The organism is Rubripirellula tenax (assembly GCF_007860125.1).
In the GTDB taxonomy this organism is placed as follows: Bacteria; Planctomycetota; Planctomycetia; order Pirellulales; family Pirellulaceae; genus Rubripirellula; species Rubripirellula tenax.
This window is the reverse complement of the sequence record NZ_SJPW01000003.1, coordinates 296652-318508: the sequence shown is the minus strand read 5'-3', so window position 1 is coordinate 318508 and position 21857 is coordinate 296652. Positions and strand designations below refer to the sequence as shown.

The following is a 21857-nucleotide window of genomic DNA, read 5'->3' as shown; positions in this document are numbered from 1 at the left end:
GAACCGGCACCTCGGCCGGGCGGGCCAATCCCCGTCGTCGGCCGAGCCGGCATGACGTTTCCCGTTACTCGCCCTTTTCCTTTGCATACGTTTCGATGCGATAGAGTTCTTGGTCCACAATTTCGTTGGACAATCGCAGTTGCCCGGATTGATCGAACATCAAGATCATTCCCGGTTCGGTTAACTCCGGTGCGATCTGCAAGCTCTTGCCGCCATCGATATCGACCACCGTTGTTGTGCTAACAAAATCCGGTTCCGGCAACTTCTTGACTTCCAAAGTGATCGGATCCACCACATCGGTCGATTCGGCTTTGTGGCTTAGCACGCTGCCTTCGGTGATCTCGAATTGAAGCGGTACTTTCACGCCATACTTTGGCATGAACTGGGAAACCGAAATCTTGGCGCTGGGTGTGTCACGTTGATATTCGACGGGTTTGCCAGCGACGTTCCACGTCGACGAAGAACCGCCCTGAACCGGGCCGACACGGTAGGTTTCAAATGTCGGTAACGTTGCCGGTTCCGACGCCGCACTCCATTCGCTCCATCGTTGGAAGTCGCGTTTGTTTTCCTTGATCGCGCTAGCCATTTTGTCGGTAACTCGGCGAGCAACTTCGGGCGCCAGCGAACTGCTCTTGGGCTGCATCATTTGGCTGGCCGGGAAGTTCGGATCGATCACTGCGTATCGAAGTCGATACACATACGTTCGGCCGAAGACGGGCGCCGTCCTGAATAGGTCGGATCCGGCGAAGTCATAGAAGCGAAGCAGTTTGTATTTGACGGGGTCTTTTTCGACTTTGCCGCGGCCCATCATCATCATGCCGCCGCCCGACATCATGTCCATCGGATCCATCCCCATGCCCGATCCCATCATATCCATCATCTCCATTCCGCCGCCCGCCATTCCTGGTGCGCCGCCAGGAACGGCAAGTTCGAACTCTTCGTCTTCGTCGAACTTGAAGATCCCTGGATTCTCGGCCTCCTCCCGTTTTTTCTTTTCGATTTCGAGCAATTCCAGTTCCGATCGCGTTTGCATCGGGATTTTGGGGTGAAGCGAGTACGGTCGATAATCATCTAGCAAGACCGGCGGAATCCAGACCGTCAATTGATCATCGCGGTAATCGTCTGGCACGATTTCCGGCGCGTAGCCGGCCCAATACTTGTCGGCCAGCAGCGCGTACCGTTTCAAGTGCCACACGTCGATCCAATCGGCGTCGGCCAACTGTTCGATGGGCTTGTCGGTAACGTCAGCACGTTGAACTTCGAAGTTGAAATACAGCGGCGTGTCGCGTCGCGGATCATAAGCGTCTGCATCTTTGAGTGCCAACTCATAGGCTTCGTAAATCGCCCGGTGTGGCAGCAATGCGGTTCCGGCAATGAACCAACCCACCGTCGGTTTCGGGTTCCGCTTGTCTTCGCCAACGACTGGGCGATGGCCAAAGTCAAACTCACTGGCAAATTTTCGCGTCGGACCGGCCATGCCTGCCATGCCGGAGTCTGGGCCACCCATCATGCCGCTCATCTCCTCCATCATCATCATCTCTTCCATCATCATATCGCCGCCCATGCCGTCCATTCCGTCCATGCCCATGTTGCGACTTCGCGAGCGGCGCGTGCGAGGCTTCGGTGCTTCGACCTTCTCGACGGCATCGGCCGGTTCAAGAGCCGCCAGGGGGTAGTCCAGTGGATCGACGACGCTTCCTTTGATTGCGATCGAAGTCAGGACACCGTGGGTACGCAAATCGACGGGCGGTAAAAGTTGCGGGTCTTGGCGGCGAACGACAGACTGTTCGTTTTGCGCTTCCCAGGGTTTGGAAAGTTTGTAAATCGAAGGATCGATGCCCGTGTAGATCTTTTTCGTCTCCTTCATGATGTCGAATGCTTCGATCTCTTGCAGGCGCTCTTCCAAGATCGCTTCGTTGTGATCGTTATCGATCGCCAACTTCACTTGAGTCGCTTTGGCGGCCAACTTATCGGGTTGATGTTCGTCCAAAAAATTCGGCAATTTCGACCCGCTGAAAATCAGAAAGCCGGAAAGAGCCACGATCACACCGAGAATCATTTTCTCGATGTGAGTGATGAAGAACTGTTTGATTCTGTCGGCGTCCATGGTCGGCTACCTAGGTGATAAGGGGCGTTCAACAATCGGTTCATCACAAAGCGATTCGGCACTTTGCGATCATTTTAACGCAGGTCGGCAAGCGTCTCGCACTGCGGTTTGCCTGAAGTCAGGCGGTGGTCACGGTCTCAATTGGCGACCGGTTCGGTGGCCGCGGGTGCGGTCGTGGTCGGGTCGGCGACTGGCGGCGTTGCCGGCGCGGTTGCATCAGGCGCCGGTTCCGCGGGATCGGTATCTTGCGGCGTCGGCAATTCGTCGGTGGATTCTTCCGGCTTGCCGGCAACTGGGACATCTTCGATCAGTTCGTCGACGTTCTCCTTGTTGACTTTCTCGATCGCCAGCTTGGCAGGGTCCGGCGGATTGTAAATGAAAATGAGGCCATAAATTTCGACGTTCATATCGAGAGGAAATTCCGCGACGGGGCCTTGCGACGCGGCACCGCCCATTCCCATTCCCATTCCCATTCCCTCATCCATCCCCATTCCCATTCCCATGTCCATTCCCATTCCCATGTCCATACCACCGGCGGCCGCTCCGCTTGGCGGCAAGATGCGAACTTGAGTGACTTGAACCATCAAGGGTGCACTGCCGCATGCGGCCAACAGATCAGGCACGGCGCGTTGGTCCATCTTTAGCGACATCATCACGGGAACGCGTTTCGCGACCGCCAGCGCAACATCACTGGGGCTGTCACTGTTGAGTGCTGCTCGCAGTGCTGAGCCCTCGATCGGTTCCATCGCTACATTGACGTATCGATTGTCGGCCGGGTCAGCGCCTTCCATCATTTCGCCTTCCATTCCCATGCCGGACATCATCCCCATTTCTTCCATGCCGCCCATGTCGTAGTCTTCCATTTCCATTCCCATGCCCATTCCCATGCCGCCACCTTCGCCGGGCTTGGAAATCTTGCCGGCACCGCTTTTCACGGAGCTGCCGATGCCGATTTTGACGATTTCATGAATTTTGGCTTGGTAGGCCTGGCGAGCTTCGCCATTGACCTCCGCGACGATCTGAAGCATTTGCTTCAGCATCCACAAGTTTTCTTGCGAGTAATAGACTTCCAATGTTGTTGGCAGCGATCCTCGCCATGGGAACAGGTCCGTCAACAAGCTGGATTGGCTGCCGGCTGACCATCGGACCAATGGGCCGCTGTTGTCGCCAGAGATATCAACCATGCCAGGCATCATTGGGTTGCCCATTCCCATTCCCATTCCCATGCCCATATCCATTCCCATCCCCATGTCCATTCCCATGTTCGCGGTGGCCTCGAACTCGGCGGTCCACTTGGCTTTGGCAATTTCAGCGATCGCGGGGAGGGCGTTCTTGATGTATCGCTGGTACGTCGCACGAAGCGTGATTTCTTTTTCGTCTTCCTCCAATGTCGGGTGTTCCACGAACACTTCGATGGGGATCAGATCGCGAAACTCATCCACAAAGTCTTTGGTCAGGTCTTGTTCGGGCCACGTCAGGATGTCTCGCTGTCGATCGTAAAGCAGCTTCCATGACTCGAGCACTTCGCCTTGGCGTTTGGCGATCAACTTATTCATCTCGATGTGCGATGTTTCGTTGGGGTGGCTGGGGAGTTCCCCTTCAACCGTGGCGACGGTTTGGATGTCTTGCTTGATCTTCGCCGTTTGGCTCGCGCTCTCCGTCGCCAACTTGGACGTCGTCCACCACCAGATGCCGAGCGAGCCAAGGAAGACGACCGCGGACCCAATCCAAAATCCGTATTTCATCGCGATGGCGAGTTGAGCTTTGACTTTATCCATGGCAGTTTGCGATCAATTTGACGGATAGTTGAAAAGGTGATTGAAGATTTGGCAGACGTAACGAACGCGTCTGTTCGATCAAAGTTCGATCAAGGGACAACAGCGACTGACTCTTCGACCGCCGTCGCAGCGGCTTCTTCTTCGGCCGCCTTGCGGGCTTCTTCTTTGGCTTCGAGTCGCTCGGAAAGCACTTTTTCTTGCCAAACGATTTGGTAGACGAATTCCAACTTGCGAACTTGCAACACCGGCGGTTCTTTGAGCACCGCTTCCATCTCGGGAGTCACTTCTTCGCCCTCGGTAAGCCTCATCTGCACCGCCATGATGGCTTCGGGGTCATAGTCTGGGTTGGGAATTTGGATCGGTTGGTCTTTCTTGTCATCGAGCAGCAGCGGATAGGTCAGGCCCATTTCCGGTAGCGTGAATTTTTCCAAGACCGCATTGCCGGCTGCGTCGACCCCAATCGGCAACGTTGCCGAGCTCTTTAGGAACGACGTCGTCAGTATATTTCGGACGTGGTTGCTGCCTTCCAGGCCGATCCGGTCGGGGCTGTTGTAGTAGTGATAACAGTTCATCTGGATTACCCATCCTGATTCGGTCGGACCTACGTCTTCGGCCAAGTTCAGCACGATTGGGTCTTCTTGATTGTTGGTGATCCGAGCCCAACTGCGGATTTCGTCGCGATAGCGCCGCGCAACGCGTTCGGTGTACCACAGCGAAAGGTCTTCGTAGTACTTGGTTTCGAATTGCTGGACGTGAATATCTTTCCGATCCAAATACGGCAGTTCTTTCGGGCTAAGAATCTTGCCATCAGGAAAGTCGACACGCGGGATCGCATCGTTGACAACCTTGATGATCTCAAGCCATTTCAAGCGAGCTTCGCTGTCGCCGGAAACTTCTTTGCCGATTTCGTTCAGATAAGTCAGCTTGCTGTTCAGGTCGCCGTCTTCGCCGGTTTGCAAGTCCGCATAGCTCTTCATCGTTTGAACTTCGTTCTGCGGCGCCTTCCAAAGGTCGTCGTGCGTGGTTGCCCACGAGCGTTCGGTGAACGCGTAGTGCGCGGTCATGCCGATCATCAGCGTCGCAAGTGCGGCCACGGTCCACGGCTTTTTCGCGCGGATCATTCGTTGGGTCAAGATTTCTTGTGGCACCAAGGAAGCGTGGATCTGCGAAACGCCCAATCCTTGCAGGCACAAGCCGTAACAAACCGCGAACGTCGGGATGTTGTCACGGAACGTGGGGATCGCGAGCACGTCTTCGCCACCGAGCCGATTGAATCGGTCAAGAACGTGGACATCAAAGCCAAGGTTCTTGCCTAAGTAAGCGGCCAACCCGGGCATCTTGACCGTGTTACCGGTGATGATCAGTTCGCCGATTTCGGCTTTCTTGTCGATGCTACGGAAGAATCCGATCGAACGTTGAACCTCGGTCACCAAATCGTTGAAGACCGGTCGCATCGTTTGGAAGACCAACTTGGGATCAACGGCTTCCCGAGCGTTGCGTTTAAGATGCTCCGCCTTGGCGAACGTCATCTTCAAGTCTTTGGTCAATTGACGCGTGAAGTGGTTACCACCGATCGGCATGCTGCGCTGCCAAATCCGAAAACCGTTGGTCACGATCAAATCGCTCGAATCCGTGCCGATCGACAACAGCACGGTTGATGGCGGCGGATCATCGGGGTCGAACATGCCAGCGTCGACGCGTTCGTGCATGCGGTCGAATGCCAACATGTTGTAAAGCGCAAGCGGCGCCAACTGAACTTGGTCGACTTCGATTTTGACATCGTCGAAGGGCGCCATTTGACGATATGCCTGTTCTCGCTTCATGGCAAATAGGCCGACTTCGCTTTCCAGCGCGTAGCCTTCTTCGACCATACTGCCGGGCATCATTTGGAAGTCCCAAACGACGTCGGCCAAGTCGAACGGAATTTGTTGGCGAGCTTCGTAGCGAACGATGTCGGCAATCTTCTTGACTTCGACCGGCGGCGGCTTGAAGAACTTTGCCAGACCGCTTTGACCGGGAACGCTGATGACGACCTTCTCGTTGATCGCGTCGTTGCGCTCGAGCAATTGGTTCAGCGCGTCGGCGATCAATTCTTCGGCGACGGCTTCGGGCTGACTCAGGATCTTCGGGTATTCGATGAAATCGAACGCATCGGCAACCGGCTCGCCATCGACCAACGAACAGCGAAGCGCCTTGAGCGCCGTTTGTCCGATCTCAATTCCCCAAACGCTGGAACTGCTTCTTGCCATGAGTGATGCTTATCGAGGGAAATGGGTAAACGTGAGGATGAGTCAACTAAAAACTTGTTCGCGAAACCGACTACGCTGATGACGTGCCCGGGACTGATGGCCCGCTCGCCGCTACAATCGCCGGACACATGATTTTCCAGGTCCGAATCGGCCGAACCGCTAGTTTACTGGGAATCAACGTAAATAGTGCGCAAAGAATGAGATGCTCGACGATTCTCGTCAGCTTCCAGGCCGACTATGACGGATCGCCTGAATGATTTTGAAAAAGTTCGAAAAGAAGCCTTTGGCGAATAAAACTGTCATTCCAACGACCGAACCTCATTCTACTGATTCCTAGAACCCTAAGTCAAACTTTTTACCCTGACTATGCCTGTCTTTGACGAGTGTTGTGTATTGATTCCGGCGTCGACGCTGGAGGACTTTCCGACCAAGTTGTCCGACGACGATGCCCGCAGCCTGCTGGCGGGCTGGACCGTGCTTTGGCACCCGCGTTTATTGGCTCAAACCGAGCAAACGCCCGCATGGTACCGCGCCGATGCCCCGCCCGAACCTCCCGCTAAACGGATGATCGTCGCGCCGGCGCCCAGTCTGGCGAAACTGCCCCAGGCATACGCCCAGCGCGCCATCGCCGACGCCGATTGCCGCTGGATCACAGGGGCAAATCGGGCCGAGATGGAGGCTGCGCTGGGGCTGGATCCGTGCGACCCTTGCGATGCTGATCCCTCGGTGGTGGATGGTTCAGGCCGGAAAATCGGTGTCGAGGACTTCTATGCGGCAGGGTTCGTCGCCCTACAGATCCAGATCATGACCCGCCGGCTTCGCTACACAAGCAATCTGGACGAAATTTTCCTGCAAACTCGCTTAGTAACCGCGGCGAAGGCGTTTTTGCAGGGTGACGGACCAGCCGCGACGGCTGCCCTGCATGAGGTTTTCGACGCGCTGGCCGAAGAAAGAGACCACTATTTCACGTCGGATCCCCATCTGATCGATCTGACGTTGGTCACCGATTCGACGGTCGACGCCCTGATCGATGCGTGGGCCGCGCGTCCTATGTCGCTGCAGTCGGTTCCGAATTCCGATTCGCCGCAACTGGCGACCCCCGGCAATCTGCTGTTTGATGGGCGGGCAGCCATCGCCCTATCGACGCGAACGGACGCGCCGTCGGTGGATCTGCTGGGCCGGCTTCGCGGCGGCGAGATCGGATGGGCCGGGGGGGGACCCGATTCGGATCGCCATTTGGATGCGATGACACTTGTGCAGTCACAAGACGCATTCGTTGCCGCGCATCAACAGGCGACCGAAGCGATCGGCATTGCGCCACTGGTGTACGGGCGTTTGACGGGCGCGACGCCCTCGGACATGACCGCGACGATTACAAAACTGGGATATCAAGGAATGATCCCGATCGATTTCGCCGGCGGAAGCGGATTCGGCGACGAGGCCAAGGTCATTTTGCAGGCCGGTGGCGCCGAAATCGAAGCGTTGACGGCGAAACCCATCGATGCGGCAAGCGATGCGTCGTTTCTAGCCATCGGCGCAAAACTGGGCGAAGCGATCGACAGCGGCGAGATTGCGACGGCCCTGTTGGTGCACTGGCCCGGCCAAGGTTGTGAAAGTTTTCATGACCTACGACGGTCGGCGTCGTGGGGCGTTTCGCTCGGCCGTTTCTGGCGTATCGATCGCTACTTTACCGAAGGCGAACACCCCTATCATCACGCCAATACGTCGGCAACGACCAACGATTCCGCGGTCCTTTTGAACGATCTGGTCGAGGCCGAAACGGCTGATCCGGTGTCCAGCATCGCCGCCCATTATCGCGCCGGGATCGTCGCCGAACGTGACGCGATGATTCGTGGCATGGCCGCCTTGGTTCGGGGAACGGCGTCTGACGATAACGCGATCGATGCGGCGGAATCGTTCGCCACCGCCGTCGGAGCCAAACCGTCCGACGCGACTGGCCAATCCAAATTGATCATCAATCCCTATTCCAACGGCGTCCGCCATCAAACGCTGATGCAGAAGGACGTTGGCGCGGCGGATCACGTTTTCGCGGCATCGTCGGTGTCCGGTGGCGTCGCCGCCACGGCCGATGTGCCGGCGTGCGGTTTTGTCTCGCTGAAGCCGGGGAAAAGTAACAAGCAGTCGTCGATGAAGGGCTGGCTGCGCAACAAGTGGCTGGGGAACCCCACGTCGATCGCTGAAGGCGGCAGGTTGCAGAACGAATTTCTAGAGGCTTCGATTCATCCCGAATCGGGTGGCATTTCGGGGGTTTATAGTGGGACTTCGCGTGGAAATCGATTCTCAATGCGGCTGGTCGCGGTGGGCTTAAACGGCCACAGCGAGAAAGCCGAAACGACGATGAAGTGCGACAAGATACGTGTCGTCGAGAGCACCACGGCCAAAGGCGTCATCGAAGTGACTGGCAAGATCATTGACGACCAAAACGTCAGCTTGGCAATGTTCAAGGTGCAATACACTCTCGCCCGCGGCAGTCGCGTGATCGACGTTGACGGCGAAGTCTCGCCAGCAACCACGACCACCTCGGCAACCGCGACCGCATGGGGTGACGATCCGTGGCGAAGTTATATTGCCGCCCGTGTTGCGGTGGCCTCCGATGCATCGATCTGTCGCGTGCTTTTGCGAGACAAGGTGCATCGTGGTGGCGCACGCCGTTTGGTGTCACCCTTGGGTTTGTTGATCGACGAAGCCGACCGGCAAACGATGGTCGGAACTTCCGGTCTGGCATTCCATCGCCGTGTCGATCAACGTTTCTTTGACACGATCTTAAGCGTTCGCGGTGAGGCTCAAGCGAAATTTTCGCTTCACTATGGCTTTGATGTTTCCAACCCGATCACGTCGGCCAAGTCAGCCATTGCACCGCCGATCGAGGTCGACATTGCCGCCGACGGTCGCGCTAGTGATATCGGGTGGATCGTCCACAGCAGCCCCAAGGATTTGGTCGTCAGCGCGATGGAAGTCTTTCGACGCGACGATGGTGCTCTGGCGGCGACGGTTCGCATCATTCAAACTCGTCCCAAGTCATGCAACGCGACGCTTCGATTTTTTCGCGACGTCGAGTTTGCTTGCTTGGCCGGTGACGACGAGTCCGAACGACTGGCGGCCCGTGATGATCAGGTCTCTGTTGCGATGGCGGCTCACGCCGTCACTGATTTATTGGTTGTGTTCAAACCGTCCGGTGATTCAACGTGACCGCTTCTTCTGCTTCCACACCGCCGCCGACGTTCGAAGAAGCCGCCAAACGCAGCGGGCTGGTGGACGAGGCTCGCTATGCCCGAGCCGTGGAATTGGCGGGATCCGGTGATCCCGAAGCCGTCGCAAAGGTCTTGGTTCGAAGCGGCATCCTTACCCAGTACCAGGCCAACCAACTTCGCGATGGACGTACCAAGCTGACGCTCGGGCCCTACTTGATCACCGATTTCATCGGCCAAGGCGGCATGGGCCGTGTCTTCAAAGCGGTTCACAAAGTGATGGGGCGCGAGTGCGCGGTGAAGGTGTTGCCTCGCGAAAAATCGACGCACGAATCACGCGACAGCTTCCGTCGTGAAATTCGTTTGCAAGCCGGACTCGATAGCCCCTACGTTGTTCGCGCGTTCGATGCCGGGCAAGACGGAAAGGTGCATTACCTGGTGACCGAGTACGTGCCGGGGACCGATCTGCGAAGGCTAGTCCGAAGCAAGGGTCCGCTGTCGATGGGCGATGCCGCGTTGATCATCTCGCAAGTCGCGATGGGCCTTCAATACGCTCACGATGTGGGGCTGATTCACCGCGATATCAAACCGGGCAACATTCTGGTCACGCCCGATGGACATGCCAAACTATCGGACATCGGGTTGGCGGCCTGGAGCATGGGTCTAGAGGACGATCCGCGGGCCGGCAAGATTGTCGGTACGGCCGACTATATCTCGCCCGAACAGATTCGCGATCCGCTTACCGTCGGTCCGCTATCGGACATCTACGCGCTCGGTTGCACGTTGTACTACACCGTCACGGGCAAAGTTCCCTTTCCCGGTGGCGATTCGCGATCGAAGTGTCGGCGTCACTGCGAAGAAACCCCATGGCATCCGCGCAACTTGACGGCCGATCTTTCCGAAGACTTCGTCGATACCATTGCCGATATGATGGAGAAGGATCCGACGCGACGTGTCCAATCGGCCACCGAAGTAGCGCAACGATTAGAGCCTTGGGCCAGTTCCGCATCTGCCATCTCGCACCACGGTATCGATGAAGCATCCGATCGGCGCCAATGGACCCCGCCACCGCCACCGCACGAACCGTCGCAGATTCGTGAACTTCCCGAGACGCCACAATTGTCAGGCAGCGGTGTCTCGGGCATCGAGCTCGATTCGATGACGTCTCACGAAACGTCGATGTCATCGGTACCCGTCGGCTTTGATCTGGAGTCACCACTTCCGCGACGCCACAGTCACGCGATGCCGATCGCCATCGCGCTTGCCATCGCGGTTCCGATCAGCTTGTTGATCGGGGCGATCATCGGGTTCGTGCTTCACGAGCAAATTTGATCGCTCGTGAAGCGTGACGTGAAGCCTTAGGACGCATCGACGACTTCCAGTTTCAGATCGTCGCCCCAAATCGTTCCGTCGCCAATCAGCAAGAAGCCGATCGCGATGTTGGTCGCTTCGGCGGGAACGTCCAATTCGATCTCGTATGTGGTCCAATCCGTCGTGCCTTTGACGCCGCGATCTTGCATGTTATCGAACCCCAATGGTTGATCCCCAGGTCCGTCGATCCGCATCCAAAGACCCGACGATTTGGCGTCTTTGGTTTTCAAAAAACCAGACAATCGAATTCGTTTGCCTCGGTAATCGTCAGATTGGAACATTTGGGTAAACGTTCCAAAATTGCCGGATGGTTTCACGCGTGCGATTCGGCCGCTCGCTTCGCCGGAGTGCTTGTCGTCTTTGTCCCGGACCAGCTCGTATCCCATTCCCCCGCCGCCCCATTGATCCGCAAAGTCGGGGTTGTTGCGAGAGATTTTTTCAAAATCAAGATTCGAAGGTTGGGTGGGCAAGCCGGCGTTGGTAAGTGGCCCGCCGGTCAGTTTCGGACCCTTACCCGCTTCACCGACCACGCGAATCAAAAAGTCGTCGCCCCACAGATCACCTTTACCGGTCATCAAGAATCCGAAGCAGATTCCAGTCGCCGTGTTGGGCACATCAAGCACCACCGAGTGAGGCGTCCAGTCTGTTTTGCCTTGGATACGTCGGTCGCCCATGTTATCAAACGCCAGCACTTTGTCTTTGCCGCCATCGACGCGCATCCACAATCCGCCGGTGCCCTGAACATCGCTCTTGATGTGTCCGCTCAGCTCGATTCGTTTTCCCACCAATCCATCGACACTCATGCACTGAGTGAAGGTTCCAAAAACGCCGCCGTCCTTGCTGGCCAAGTGCGCGCTCGCGCCGCCGCCGCGCCCGTTCTGCTTATCGGCACTCAAGTCATATCCTTTTCCACCGCCGCCCCATCCTGTGGGCAGGCCACGGTCGCTGACGTCTTCGAAATTCATATTCGCGCCGAACTCAGAAACCTCGCCGGGTTTCTGTTCCGCGTCGGCCAACGGTTTCGGATCCTTTGGTGCGGGTTGTGCGTTGGCCGTTCGCTGTGTCAGCGCGACGGGGCAGAAAAATCCTACGGCCGCTACTGTGGTCAATAGCAGGCCAAGTGTTACTTGTCGTTTAGAACCAAACGGATTCGTTTTCATCGCCATCAGCCTTCGTTTAAGGGATTCGGAAGATCGGAACGCCGCCACTTGACCGACTTGATGCGGCATCGGGCGCATGGATGCCACCAACACCGCTACGCTTAGCAGCCCGCGAGCGTATTCGGGAACCGGTCGACCCATTCGACGAACGGCAAGTTCGTCGCATGCCATCTCGCCGGTGATACGCCATTGGCGATGCAGCCACCAAGCCATCGGATGAAACCAAAAGATTGCTTGGGCAATCGCCGGCACGATGTTCCAAACCAGATCGCCCCGAGATGCGTGGGCCAATTCGTGTGCCAAAACGCAACGAACTTCGTCGTCACTAGCGTGAGCAACCAAGTGTCGTGACAACACAATCCTCGGATTGACGAAGCCGACCAAAACGGGGCCAGAAACTTCATCGGAAACCATCAATTCGGGAGCCCTTGGCAATTTGAATTGCTGGACGAGTCCGCGGTAGTTGTCCGTGATCGAACCGGAATCAAGAGGCTGCATGGCGATGCGACGAGACTGTCGCCACTGGATGACCAGCCACACCAAACTGGTCAGCAATCCGATGCACCAAATCGCCATCAGCCAACTGGCTTGAGCGTTCCGTCCGTCAACAGGTTCTGTATCGATGCTCTCAGTCGTCGCCGCATCCAAAGTCGGGATCCGTGTCGGGGTCGTCGCCGGGACTGCTGACGGGATCGTATTCGATTCGGTTAGAACCGATGTCTGCTGAGCCATCGGATTGGCGCTCGGCGTGACTTCCAAAATCGGCGGCAGAACCGGTATCGCGATCGTTGGTATGACGACCAACGCGATCAGAAACTTAAGACTGACCAGTCGCCACCACCAATGTTGGATGCGCGCGGGTACGGTCGTGATTCGCGATAGCAAGATCGCGACCAGGCCGACAATCGCAAATGCGATCCCACCCTGCCACGACGCTCGATAGAGACTCGATAGAAACGCTTCCGTCATCATTGTTTTCCCTCGCTGTGCCGTTTCTCGATCGTTTCGACAATCTTTTTCAATTCTTCCAGTTCTGTTTCACTGATCTGGTCCGAATCGCTCATGTAGGCCATGAACGGTGTCACGGACCCGCCCAGAACGCGGCGGACAAAGTCGCCAACGAGCGACTGCATCACTTCGCCTCGCGGGACACACGATTGGTATCGAAACGTGCTGCCCACCTTTTCTCGCGAAAGCAATCCCTTGCACCGGAGACGTTCCATGACTGTCAACACGGTGGTTCGGGCTTTCCCTAGCGCCGCGAAATGCTCGGCCGCTTGGCGGACGGTAACCGGCCCGCTGTCTTGGACAAACTGAAAGATCGCCAATTCTTCGGGGCCAACCGAAGGCATGGGTTTGGGCGGGATGTGGCTGCGCGTTGAATCGGTCATGGCATTCCCAGCACGTGAATTGAGCGGCTGGCAGCGGTGGAGATCACAGCCTGCCTACTCCTGTAGTCTGGGTTGACTATAGGTGTAGGCATTTGGCGGGTCAACGCTTTTTCTGGACAATTTTTCGCCATCACGGGTGGATCGACGCTGGTTCTTGTCGATCGGCCGATGCGTCGTCATAGTGCGGGTCCATTCGGCGAAGGAGCGAAAACGATGTCGGCAAGTCCCGTTCACACCACCGACGTTCACCGAATCCTGAAAGAAGTCTGGGGATACGACGCGTTTCGGCCTCTCCAGCATGAATCGATTGAATGCGTGATCCAGCGCCGCGATTCATTGACGGTGCTACCCACTGGCGGCGGGAAGTCTCTTTGTTTTCAGGTTCCCGCACTGGCGATCGACGCCTTGGCGGTTGTGATTTCGCCGCTGATTTCGTTGATGAAGGACCAAGTCGACGCGCTGCGGGCTTGTGGTGTCGCGGCCGCCTTCGTCAATAGCACGCAAAGCGACGACGAGAAACGCGAGGTTGCCGAACTGATTCGCAGTCGCGAATTGAAACTGCTGTATCTAGCTCCCGAACGGTTGCTCAACCCCAAGACCTTTGAGTTTCTGCGCCGCCAAACGATCTCGTTCTTTGCCATCGACGAGGCGCACTGCATCAGCAATTGGGGGCATGACTTTCGCCCCGAGTATCGAGGCTTGCGTCAGTTGGTGGATCAGTTCCCGGGCGTTTCGGTTCACGCCTATACGGCGACCGCGTCGGGGCCGGTGCGCGATGACATCGTCACACAGCTTGGGCTGCGAGAACCCGAAGTGATCATCGGCGATTTCGATCGACCCAATTTGACGTACCGCATGATTCGCACCGACGGCCGACTCGGTCAAGTCATGGAAGTCGTCGGTCGTCACTCCGGCGAATCGGGTGTCGTGTACTGCATCAGCCGCAAGGAAGTTGAAAAGACGGCCGCTGCGATGGTGCAAGCCGGCATCGTAGCGCTGCCGTACCACGCCGGACTGAGTGACGAGACTCGAAAACAGAATCAAGACGCGTTCATCAATGATCGCTGCGACGTGATCGTCGCCACCGTCGCGTTCGGAATGGGAATCGACAAATCCAACGTGCGTTTCGTCGTTCATGCCGGTATGCCCAAATCGATCGAACACTATCAGCAAGAAAGTGGTCGCGCCGGACGTGATGGGCTGGAATCCGAATGTGTGCTGTTCTATTCGGGCGGCGACGTGGTGACGTGGAAAAAGATCATGTCGGGCGAACCGTCTTCGTACGATTCATCGGTCGCGTCGCTCGAATCAATGTTCGGCGTTTGTGCCTCGGCAGTCTGCCGACACCGATCGCTGGTGGAGCACTTTGGCCAAAGCTATGCGACGAACAACTGCGGCGCTTGCGACGTGTGTTTGGACGAAATCGACTTGGTCGATGATCCGATCACGCTGAGCCAGAAGATTTTGTCTTGCGTCGTGCGGCTCAGAGAACGTTTCGGCGTATCGCATACGGCCAAGGTGCTGTGCGGTTCCGGCGAACAGCGGATCCGCCAACTCGGGCACGACCAATTGAGCACGTACGGATTGCTGGCGGACGATGGTTTGCCGTCCGTCCGCATGTGGATCGACCAATTGATTCAACAAGGTTATCTGTGTCGATTGGGCGAGTACCAAACGTTGGGGCTGACCGAATCAGGCCGTCGGTTGTTGCACCGTGACGGCGAACCGAAATTGACGATCGCGACGAAATCAAAGAAAGCAGTGCGAAGCACCGGAGTCGCCACGCCCGCCGATGCATGGCAGGGCGTTGATCGCGGACTGTTCGATGTACTGCGTCAATTGCGGCGTGATATCGCAACGGAGCGAAGCGTTCCCGCCTACGTCATTTTCGGCGACGCGACTCTGCGCGAGTTCGCCAGAGAACGACCCACGACGCTGGCCGCCTTCGCGAAAATCAAAGGTGTGGGCGAACGCAAACTCGCCGACCTGGGCGAACCCTTCGTCGAATCGATCGAAGGTTATTGCCGTGACTTGAATATCACCTAGTCACACGGTGACTGCCAATGGGTAACTCGATTTTTAAGTCGCCATCCAGGCGGCTTTGTAGCTGAGTCCTAGATTGATGATTCGTTGCATCAGCGATTCGTAGTCGATTCCTGCCACTTCCGCCGACTCGGAAAAGTCTTCCCCGTATTCGATGTTCGGGTTCGCGTTGGCTTCGATCACGAAGATTCCGCCTTCGCTGGTCATTCGCAAATCCATGCGGGCGTAGCCACTCATGCTGAGTGCACGGTACACCCGTTTGCAAATTTTGGAGATGCGGTCCGCCGTGGCGGCATCCAAGTCATCGGCTGCGCGAGTCGTGATGTCGTGCTTCTCTTGATACTTGCGATTGAACTTGACCGTCCGCGTTGCGATGCGGGCGACGTCATCGGGCATTTTGCCAAAGTCCATTTCCCAAGCCGGAAATGTCGTCAACCGGGTGTTTCCCACGACGCCAACGTACAACTCGCGGCCCTCGATGAACTGTTCGGCGATGACGTCGTCCTTGGTCTTGTCGTGCAAGAACGCGACCCGTTCGGCTAGCGCTTCATCGGTGTGAACGATCGATGCTTGGGCGATTCCAAACGACGCGTCTTCGATCACCGACTTGACGAACAACGGAAACGACAGTTTCTTGGGCCGATGGGTTTTGCGACCATACGGAAACACTGCAAATCGTGGCGTCGGAATGCGGTGATAGGATAACACCTTTTTCGATAACGCTTTGTCTTTGCTCAACAGCAGCCCGCGCGGATTGCATCCCGTATAGGGTTGCTGCATCAGTTCCAAATAGCTGATGACGGCGAAGTCGTAGGTAACCACGCCGTGGAATTCTTCCAGCAGCATGAACGTGATATCAGGCTGGAAGTCACGCAGCGCTTCGCGAATCGGCGCAAGATCATCGTAGACGCCGACCGGCAGCACATCGTGACCCAAGCGGCGGAGCGTTTCGCATACATCAAATTCCGCTTTCCACGGAGTCAACTCGTCCTCGGTGACGCCGTCAAGCGTCAACGGCGGCACGTGTCCGTCGCGAACCAAGACCAAGATTCGTCGATTCGTCATGCGGCACATCGATTTCTAAGGAAGGGGCGGACGCATTCTTGGGTGCTGATTCTAAATGGCGACACGGTGGCCTTCCTCGTGCAAAAAGTTGGTGGTTCGAACCGCGACAAGGATCATGGCATCGCGTTTGACTTCGTCGGGTGAACCGCCCATTCGCAGTTTCAATTCTCGGCAGCGTTCGATCATTTCTTGGATCACTTGATCGATCGTGTAGGTGTATTCGCCGGTCCATCTCGCAACGGACAGTCTGAGTTCGGGGCGAATTCGCGTCAAGAAAGCCGCTGCTGTGGGATTGCGTTTGTCTTCGGTGTCCATGTGAAAAAGCTTGCGAAGGTCGTTGTCGTACACGCTGGGGTAGTCGACGCCGTAGTGTTCGCGTTTCTGCGCGTAGTGGCTGCGAAGGGTTTTGCGGATTCGCGAGATCGGTTCGATCGTCGCCCTCGATTGGACACGCGGCTTCTGCCCTTGAATCGATTTCATGAAATCGTTCACCGCATGCAGTTTGTTGATCGCGGGCCAGTCGTCATAACGGGTTCGCCAACGAGATCCGGGCCTTAACCACACGGCAAACGTTTCCGCGAAATCTTCTAACGGATGTGACTGAGCGTACCACATTTCCAGGTGTAAAACGAAGTCTTTGCTGGACGGCGTCGGGTTGTAATATTCGGGGTACGGCAGGGACGGTTTGCCGAAAATCTCGCGGTAAGCGGCCCTTCGACGCAGTCGGTACGCACTGTCAATCGCGTGCCCCGCCTCGTGCCGCAAAATCTTCATGCACCACGATTGGGTGCCGCCTTCGACATCCAGCAGTTGTTTTCGCTCCAATCGCATCAACCGCGGATGAGCGAGGTAGAACGGAATCGCGATCCCCGGAATGTCGTCGGGCGAGAACCAATCGACGCTCAGCCAGCAGTGAGGCTTGAAAAGCAGTCCGCGTCGGGCTAACTCTTCACCCAGTTGGGCGATTCGCTTTTCCAACGGCGTGCCTGCGATCGTCAAATTCAGGTCACAGAACCGTAGATCCAACAATTGCTCGTCGGACATCGAATCGAGATCGGCAGGATTCGATTTCGATGAGCCAGTAGTTTTTCGAAGGTGCTTGCCAGACTTCATGGTTCCCATTGGGTATGGCGGTCGAAACTTCTAACCCGTTGTCAAACACGAAACGATCGATCCGTCGGGGGCCGCCAGTCTATTCGAGATCGCCTGTTTGTCGTTACCCTAATTCCCATTCTTTGTCGCCAAACTTACTGGACCGATTCAACCGTGATTGATCGAGATCATGCAACACCTCGCGCATCGCAAACGGTCGCCTGTGTCCTGACCGGCGGTGGTCGAAGTGCCGTCGCCGTGGTGGCCATCGCGGGGGAAAAAGCCAAAGCGATCGTGGATCGGTACTTTGACCCTGCGTTTCGCCGGACCTTTCGACCCGGACAAGTTCGATACGGCCAATGGGTTGGACAGGATGATTCGGCGGTGGCGACGGAGTCAGTTGTAATAACCCCATTGGACGACAGCTCATTCGAAGTCCACTGTCACGGCGGCGTCGCGGCGACGCGCCGAATCATGGACGACTTGGCTGTGGCGGGTGCGTTGGCGATCGAACCGAATCAATGGGTCTGCGGCCGCATGCCGCCATTGATCGCCGAGGCGACCGCGGTCTTGGCCGGTTGTGTCACGGCAAGAACAGCAGCGATCGCCATGGATCAGGTCCGCGGTGCACTGCAGGGTTGGGCAACCACGTCGTTCGATGGCCTGCAACAGTCGCCCGTGTCAGCACACGATGTAAGGCTGCAAGCCGCAGACATTTTGCGGTCAGCCGTGGTCACTGCTCGCTTGACGGTGCCGTTTCGAGTGGTGTTGGTAGGCCCGCCCAATGTGGGGAAAAGCAGTTTGGTCAACGCGATCGTTGGCTACGACCGCAGCATCACGATGGATGTGGCCGGTACAACGCGCGACGTCCTGCATGCCGATACGGTGATCGACGGGTTGCCGATCCGGATCAGCGATACCGCGGGCATCCGCGTCAGCGACGAACCGATCGAACGCGAAGGCATCAAGCGAGCTCGCGGCGCCGCGGTCGACGCCGACTTGGTCGTCCGCGTGGTCCAGCCGGGAATCCCCCCCCTCGATGACGTCGTCCATGCCGCCACGATCGACGTGATGAACAAGATGGATACCTTGGCGTCAGACAGTTGTGTCGACCAAAGTGTTGTCGGAACCATCGCAACAACGGGCCAAGGAATCGAATTGCTGATGGATCGAATCGTCTCGGTGCTGACTCAAGCGATGCCCTCGCCCGGTGCCGCCGCAGCAATCAATCGGCGTCAAGCGTGGTTGATCCGTGCGATCGCAGAGAGCGACGATGCTGTCGCACAAACAATGCTGTTGCAGGAACTTTTGACACCCACGTCGGACCATGAAAGCCAATTTGATGAATGAAACGAAACGGAAATGGTCGATCGCGATTCACGGCGGGGCCGGTGGTGGTCCGGCGACATGGAGCGAAGCGAAACGAGCGGCAAGATCGGACGGGCTCGAGCGGGCCTTGCAAAAGGGGGCCGATCTGCTGAAGCAGGGCGCTGCTGCGATTGATGTGGTGGAAGCCGTGATAGTCGTTTTCGAAGACGACGCGAACTTCAATGCTGGTCGAGGCGCGGTGTTGACCGAAGACGGCGTTGCGGAACTGGATGCGTCGATCATGGACGGACGAACCGCGGCATGTGGCGCGGTGGCGAGCGTGACCAAGGTGAAGAATCCGATCTCGCTGGCTCGCTTGGTCATGACACAAACGCCGCACGTGTTGTTGGTGGGCAAGGGCGCCGACGAGTTTGCCGAGGATCAATCGTCCGCGTTGGTGACACCCGACTACTTCATGTCGCGACAGCCCGAAGTGACCGACGATAACACTCCGCCGCACTTCGGAACGGTCGGATGTGTGGCGTACGATTCACTCGGAAATGTTGCCGCGGGTACCAGTACCGGTGGAACGACGAAAAAGTTGCCGGGTCGCGTGGGGGATTCACCGATCATCGGCGCAGGAACGTATGCGACCAACGATGCATGTGCGGTTTCATGCACGGGGCTTGGCGAAGAGTTCATTCGCGCGTGCGTCGCTTATGATCTGGTTGCCCAGATGCGCTACGCCGGTCGATCGCTTGAACAAGCAGTCGACGAAGTGATGGTCACCCGCTTAGCAAAGGATGTCGGCGGTTTAATCGCCGTGTCCAATCATGGTCGCATCGTGATGCAACACAACACACCCGGCATGAACTGTGGCATGGCGCATGGTGATGGTCAATGGATGACGTCGTTGGCACTTTCCGGCGGTCGGTTTGCGCCTTGACGGTCCGCGGTCGCCCAGGGTTTCCTGAGTGAGTACCCGGGAACGAAGGGGCGATCGATCGCTACTTCGACAACATGTTGCGATACATGTTGATACCCGCAGGTCCCACGAGTACGACGAAGATCCCCGGGAAAATGAATAGCACCAATGGGAAAATCATTTTCACCGCCGTCTTTGCCGCTTTCTCTTCGGCGATTTGCCGACGCTTGATTCGCATCGAATCGCTTTGAACACGAAGTGCGTTTGCGACGCTCGAACCGAACTTATCAGCTTGGATCAAGATCGATGCCAATTGTTTCAGGTCATCGACGCCGCTGCGGAAGCCGAGTGCTTGCAGCACTTCGCTACGAGTACGACCGAATTGAAGCTGTTGGTTTGCGATACCGAATTCTTCACCGATATCTTTGTGGCTCTTCATCATTTCTTCCGCGACTTTGCGAAGTGCTTGGTCCATGCCCAAGCCGGCTTCGACGCAGACGACCATCAAGTCCAATGCATCGGGAAGCCCCAGGAAAATCTTCTCCTTACGCTTTTTCGCCAAGTGGCCCAGGATCGCCGTCGGCAGTCCGAATCCGACGACAACACCACCGGCCAGCTTCATCAGCATGCCTTGGCTGAAACCGTCGGTAAACAATCCCACCGCACCGCCGAGGAACAAGCCCACACCGGCTAAGATCAGCTGCATCCCTTTGAAGACCACCGGCGCAGTTTCGCGTCGGAAGCCGGCATTGACCAGCTTTTCGCGAAGCTGGCTCATTTCTTTCTCGTTGCCCGACACTGTCTTTTCGAGCGGCGACGTTGCCTTTTCCAGCGCAGACGTGAAAGCTTCCGATTTCTTTCGACTCTTTTCCGAATCGCTGGTATCGTCAGTCGCGGCTCGGCCACGACGCAGTACGTCCAAACGCGCTTCTGCGGTCGGTTGGTCGTTGCCGCTTACGCGACCAATCACGAACCAGGCGGCAGCAGTAACGGCGACGAAGACCGAGATCGACGCAATCGTCGCGGTGCTCAATGCGGCAAAAAGGATGAACGATGTGATCATTTCAGAGAATCCTTGCAGATGTCATTCGTCGACAAACGCGTAAGTAGCGGGCACTAAAGTTTGGATGAGATCGTAAAAGCGGTTTCGCCGCGTCGGTTAGACTTTGATCGTGATGATCTTGCGAATCACAAGGGCACCGATCAACTGAGTGACCAAGGCGGCACACAGCATGTAGCGACCGATTTCGTCAGTGAACAGCATCATGATGTATTCGTAGTTGAGCTTCAGCATCACCACGAACAGCACCGGTGGTAACGCTAGCAGTACCGCACCACTCATTCGACCTTCGCCGGTCAATGCTTGGATCGTTCCCAGAATCATCAGACGTTCGCGGACGAGGTGTCCGATCTTGTCCAAAATTTCCGAGAGGTCGCCACCGGTCTGACGTTGAAGAACAATCGCGGTTGCGAAGAAGCGAAGGTCCATGTTGGGGATTCGCTTGGCCATGTCGTCGATCGCTTCTTCTAACGGAATGCCGAGATTCTGTTCCTCGAAGCAACGCCCAAACTCGGTCGAAAGTGGTGCTTCCATTTCGGATGCGACCAATCCAAATCCAGCATTGAGCGAGTGGCCGGCGCGGAGTGAACGGCTAAGCAGTTCCAAAGCTTCGGGCATTTGATTGCCGAACCGAGACAATCGCTTCTTTCGTTTCATCATCAACCATCCGATCGGCAATCCCATGAACAAGGCGCCAATGATCGGTGCCAGCAGAACAGGGACTGGTGACAGTGCACACAGCACGACACCACCCGCGAAACAGCCGACGCAGATGAACCCGAACTTGGCGGGCGTCAACGGAATATCTGCCTGTTCCAAGTAGTCCGAAATCGCTGGCATGCCAGCGGTCAGACGCGACATCAGGCTGGTGCCGTCATCCCCGTCCAATCGCATCAGTGATGCTTGCGCTGCTTCCGCCGTGCCGCCACGACGGCGTGACGCCATCGCCGCTAGACGATCTTCGGTAGCGGTCGAATCGTCCGAGGGGGCGAGGACGTTCACGGCAAATGCAACCAGTGAAGCGACAACAACGCCGATCACTAAAGCAATGACTAATCCGGACATGGCAGGTAGGTTTCAGGTTTCAGGTTACAGGTTT

14 protein-coding genes are annotated in these 21857 nt (G+C 56.8%); 5 read left to right on the top strand and 9 right to left on the bottom strand.

Going from position 1 to position 21857, the window contains the following annotated elements; genetic code table 11:
* Nucleotides 1-64: 64 nt before the first annotated feature.
* From Poly51_RS12105 to pilM, 3 genes are all read right to left on the bottom strand, one after another.
* Nucleotides 65-2107, bottom strand: coding sequence for a hypothetical protein (locus tag Poly51_RS12105; RefSeq protein ID WP_146457809.1), 2043 nt, complete (start codon nucleotides 2105-2107; stop codon nucleotides 65-67).
* A 137-nt stretch (nucleotides 2108-2244) separates the two neighbouring features.
* Nucleotides 2245-3885 carry a hypothetical protein gene (locus tag Poly51_RS12100; protein ID WP_146457806.1) on the bottom strand — a complete coding sequence of 547 codons (1641 nt, stop codon included), beginning with the start codon at nucleotides 3883-3885 and terminating at the stop codon, nucleotides 2245-2247.
* Nucleotides 3886-3974: 89 nt separating this feature from the next.
* Nucleotides 3975-6134, bottom strand: coding sequence for a type IV pilus assembly protein PilM (pilM, locus tag Poly51_RS12095; RefSeq protein WP_146457804.1), 2160 nt, complete (start codon nucleotides 6132-6134; stop codon nucleotides 3975-3977).
* A gap of 366 nt (nucleotides 6135-6500) precedes the next feature.
* On the opposite strand from pilM, the gene Poly51_RS12090 reads away from it, so the two are divergent.
* Both Poly51_RS12090 and Poly51_RS12085 read left to right on the top strand, forming a co-directional pair.
* On the top strand, nucleotides 6501-9344 hold the full coding sequence (locus Poly51_RS12090) for a hypothetical protein (protein ID WP_146457802.1): 2844 nt from the start codon (nucleotides 6501-6503) through the stop codon (nucleotides 9342-9344).
* On the top strand, nucleotides 9341-10675 hold the full coding sequence (locus Poly51_RS12085) for a serine/threonine-protein kinase (protein ID WP_146457800.1): 1335 nt from the start codon (nucleotides 9341-9343) through the stop codon (nucleotides 10673-10675). The genes Poly51_RS12090 and Poly51_RS12085 overlap by 4 nt, the downstream gene beginning before the upstream one ends.
* Before the next feature lie 26 nt (nucleotides 10676-10701).
* Here the strand turns inward: Poly51_RS12085 and Poly51_RS12080 are convergent, their stop codons facing one another.
* Together Poly51_RS12080 and Poly51_RS12075 are read right to left on the bottom strand one after the other, a co-directional pair.
* On the bottom strand, nucleotides 10702-12846 hold the full coding sequence (locus Poly51_RS12080; RefSeq protein ID WP_146457798.1) for a M56 family metallopeptidase: 2145 nt from the start codon (nucleotides 12844-12846) through the stop codon (nucleotides 10702-10704).
* A complete protein-coding gene (locus Poly51_RS12075; RefSeq protein ID WP_222435839.1) occupies nucleotides 12843-13265 on the bottom strand; it encodes a BlaI/MecI/CopY family transcriptional regulator in 423 nt (140 codons plus the stop codon). The genes Poly51_RS12080 and Poly51_RS12075 overlap by 4 nt, the downstream gene beginning before the upstream one ends.
* 213 nt (nucleotides 13266-13478) lie before the next feature.
* On the opposite strand from Poly51_RS12075, the gene recQ reads away from it, so the two are divergent.
* Entirely contained in the window at nucleotides 13479-15311 is a 1833-nt protein-coding gene (recQ, locus tag Poly51_RS12070) for a DNA helicase RecQ (RefSeq protein WP_146457796.1), read from the top strand.
* A gap of 33 nt (nucleotides 15312-15344) precedes the next feature.
* On the opposite strand, the gene Poly51_RS12065 is transcribed toward recQ, so the two are convergent.
* Entirely contained in the window at nucleotides 15345-16373 is a 1029-nt protein-coding gene (locus tag Poly51_RS12065) for a D-alanine--D-alanine ligase family protein (RefSeq protein WP_146457794.1), read from the bottom strand.
* Between the two features lie 51 nt (nucleotides 16374-16424).
* A complete protein-coding gene (locus Poly51_RS12060) occupies nucleotides 16425-17417 on the bottom strand; it encodes a putative zinc-binding metallopeptidase (RefSeq protein WP_246114439.1) in 993 nt (330 codons plus the stop codon).
* A 222-nt stretch (nucleotides 17418-17639) separates the two neighbouring features.
* On the opposite strand from Poly51_RS12060, the gene Poly51_RS12055 reads away from it, so the two are divergent.
* Together Poly51_RS12055 and Poly51_RS12050 are read left to right on the top strand one after the other, a co-directional pair.
* Nucleotides 17640-18815: a GTPase gene (locus Poly51_RS12055; RefSeq protein ID WP_186775500.1), complete on the top strand. Its 1176-nt coding sequence runs from the start codon at nucleotides 17640-17642 to the stop codon at nucleotides 18813-18815.
* Complete coding sequence (locus Poly51_RS12050; RefSeq protein WP_246114438.1) at nucleotides 18808-19719, top strand: isoaspartyl peptidase/L-asparaginase family protein; 912 nt, start codon at nucleotides 18808-18810, stop codon at nucleotides 19717-19719. The genes Poly51_RS12055 and Poly51_RS12050 overlap by 8 nt, the downstream gene beginning before the upstream one ends.
* Before the next feature lie 61 nt (nucleotides 19720-19780).
* Here Poly51_RS12050 and Poly51_RS12045 read toward each other — a convergent pair whose 3' ends face one another.
* The gene (locus tag Poly51_RS12045) at nucleotides 19781-20761 is read right to left on the bottom strand and encodes a type II secretion system F family protein (protein WP_146457788.1); all 981 of its coding nucleotides are present in this window, start codon (nucleotides 20759-20761) and stop codon (nucleotides 19781-19783) included.
* A 96-nt stretch (nucleotides 20762-20857) separates the two neighbouring features.
* Complete coding sequence (locus Poly51_RS12040; RefSeq protein ID WP_146457786.1) at nucleotides 20858-21823, bottom strand: type II secretion system F family protein; 966 nt, start codon at nucleotides 21821-21823, stop codon at nucleotides 20858-20860.
* Between the last annotated feature and the right edge of the window lie 34 nt (nucleotides 21824-21857).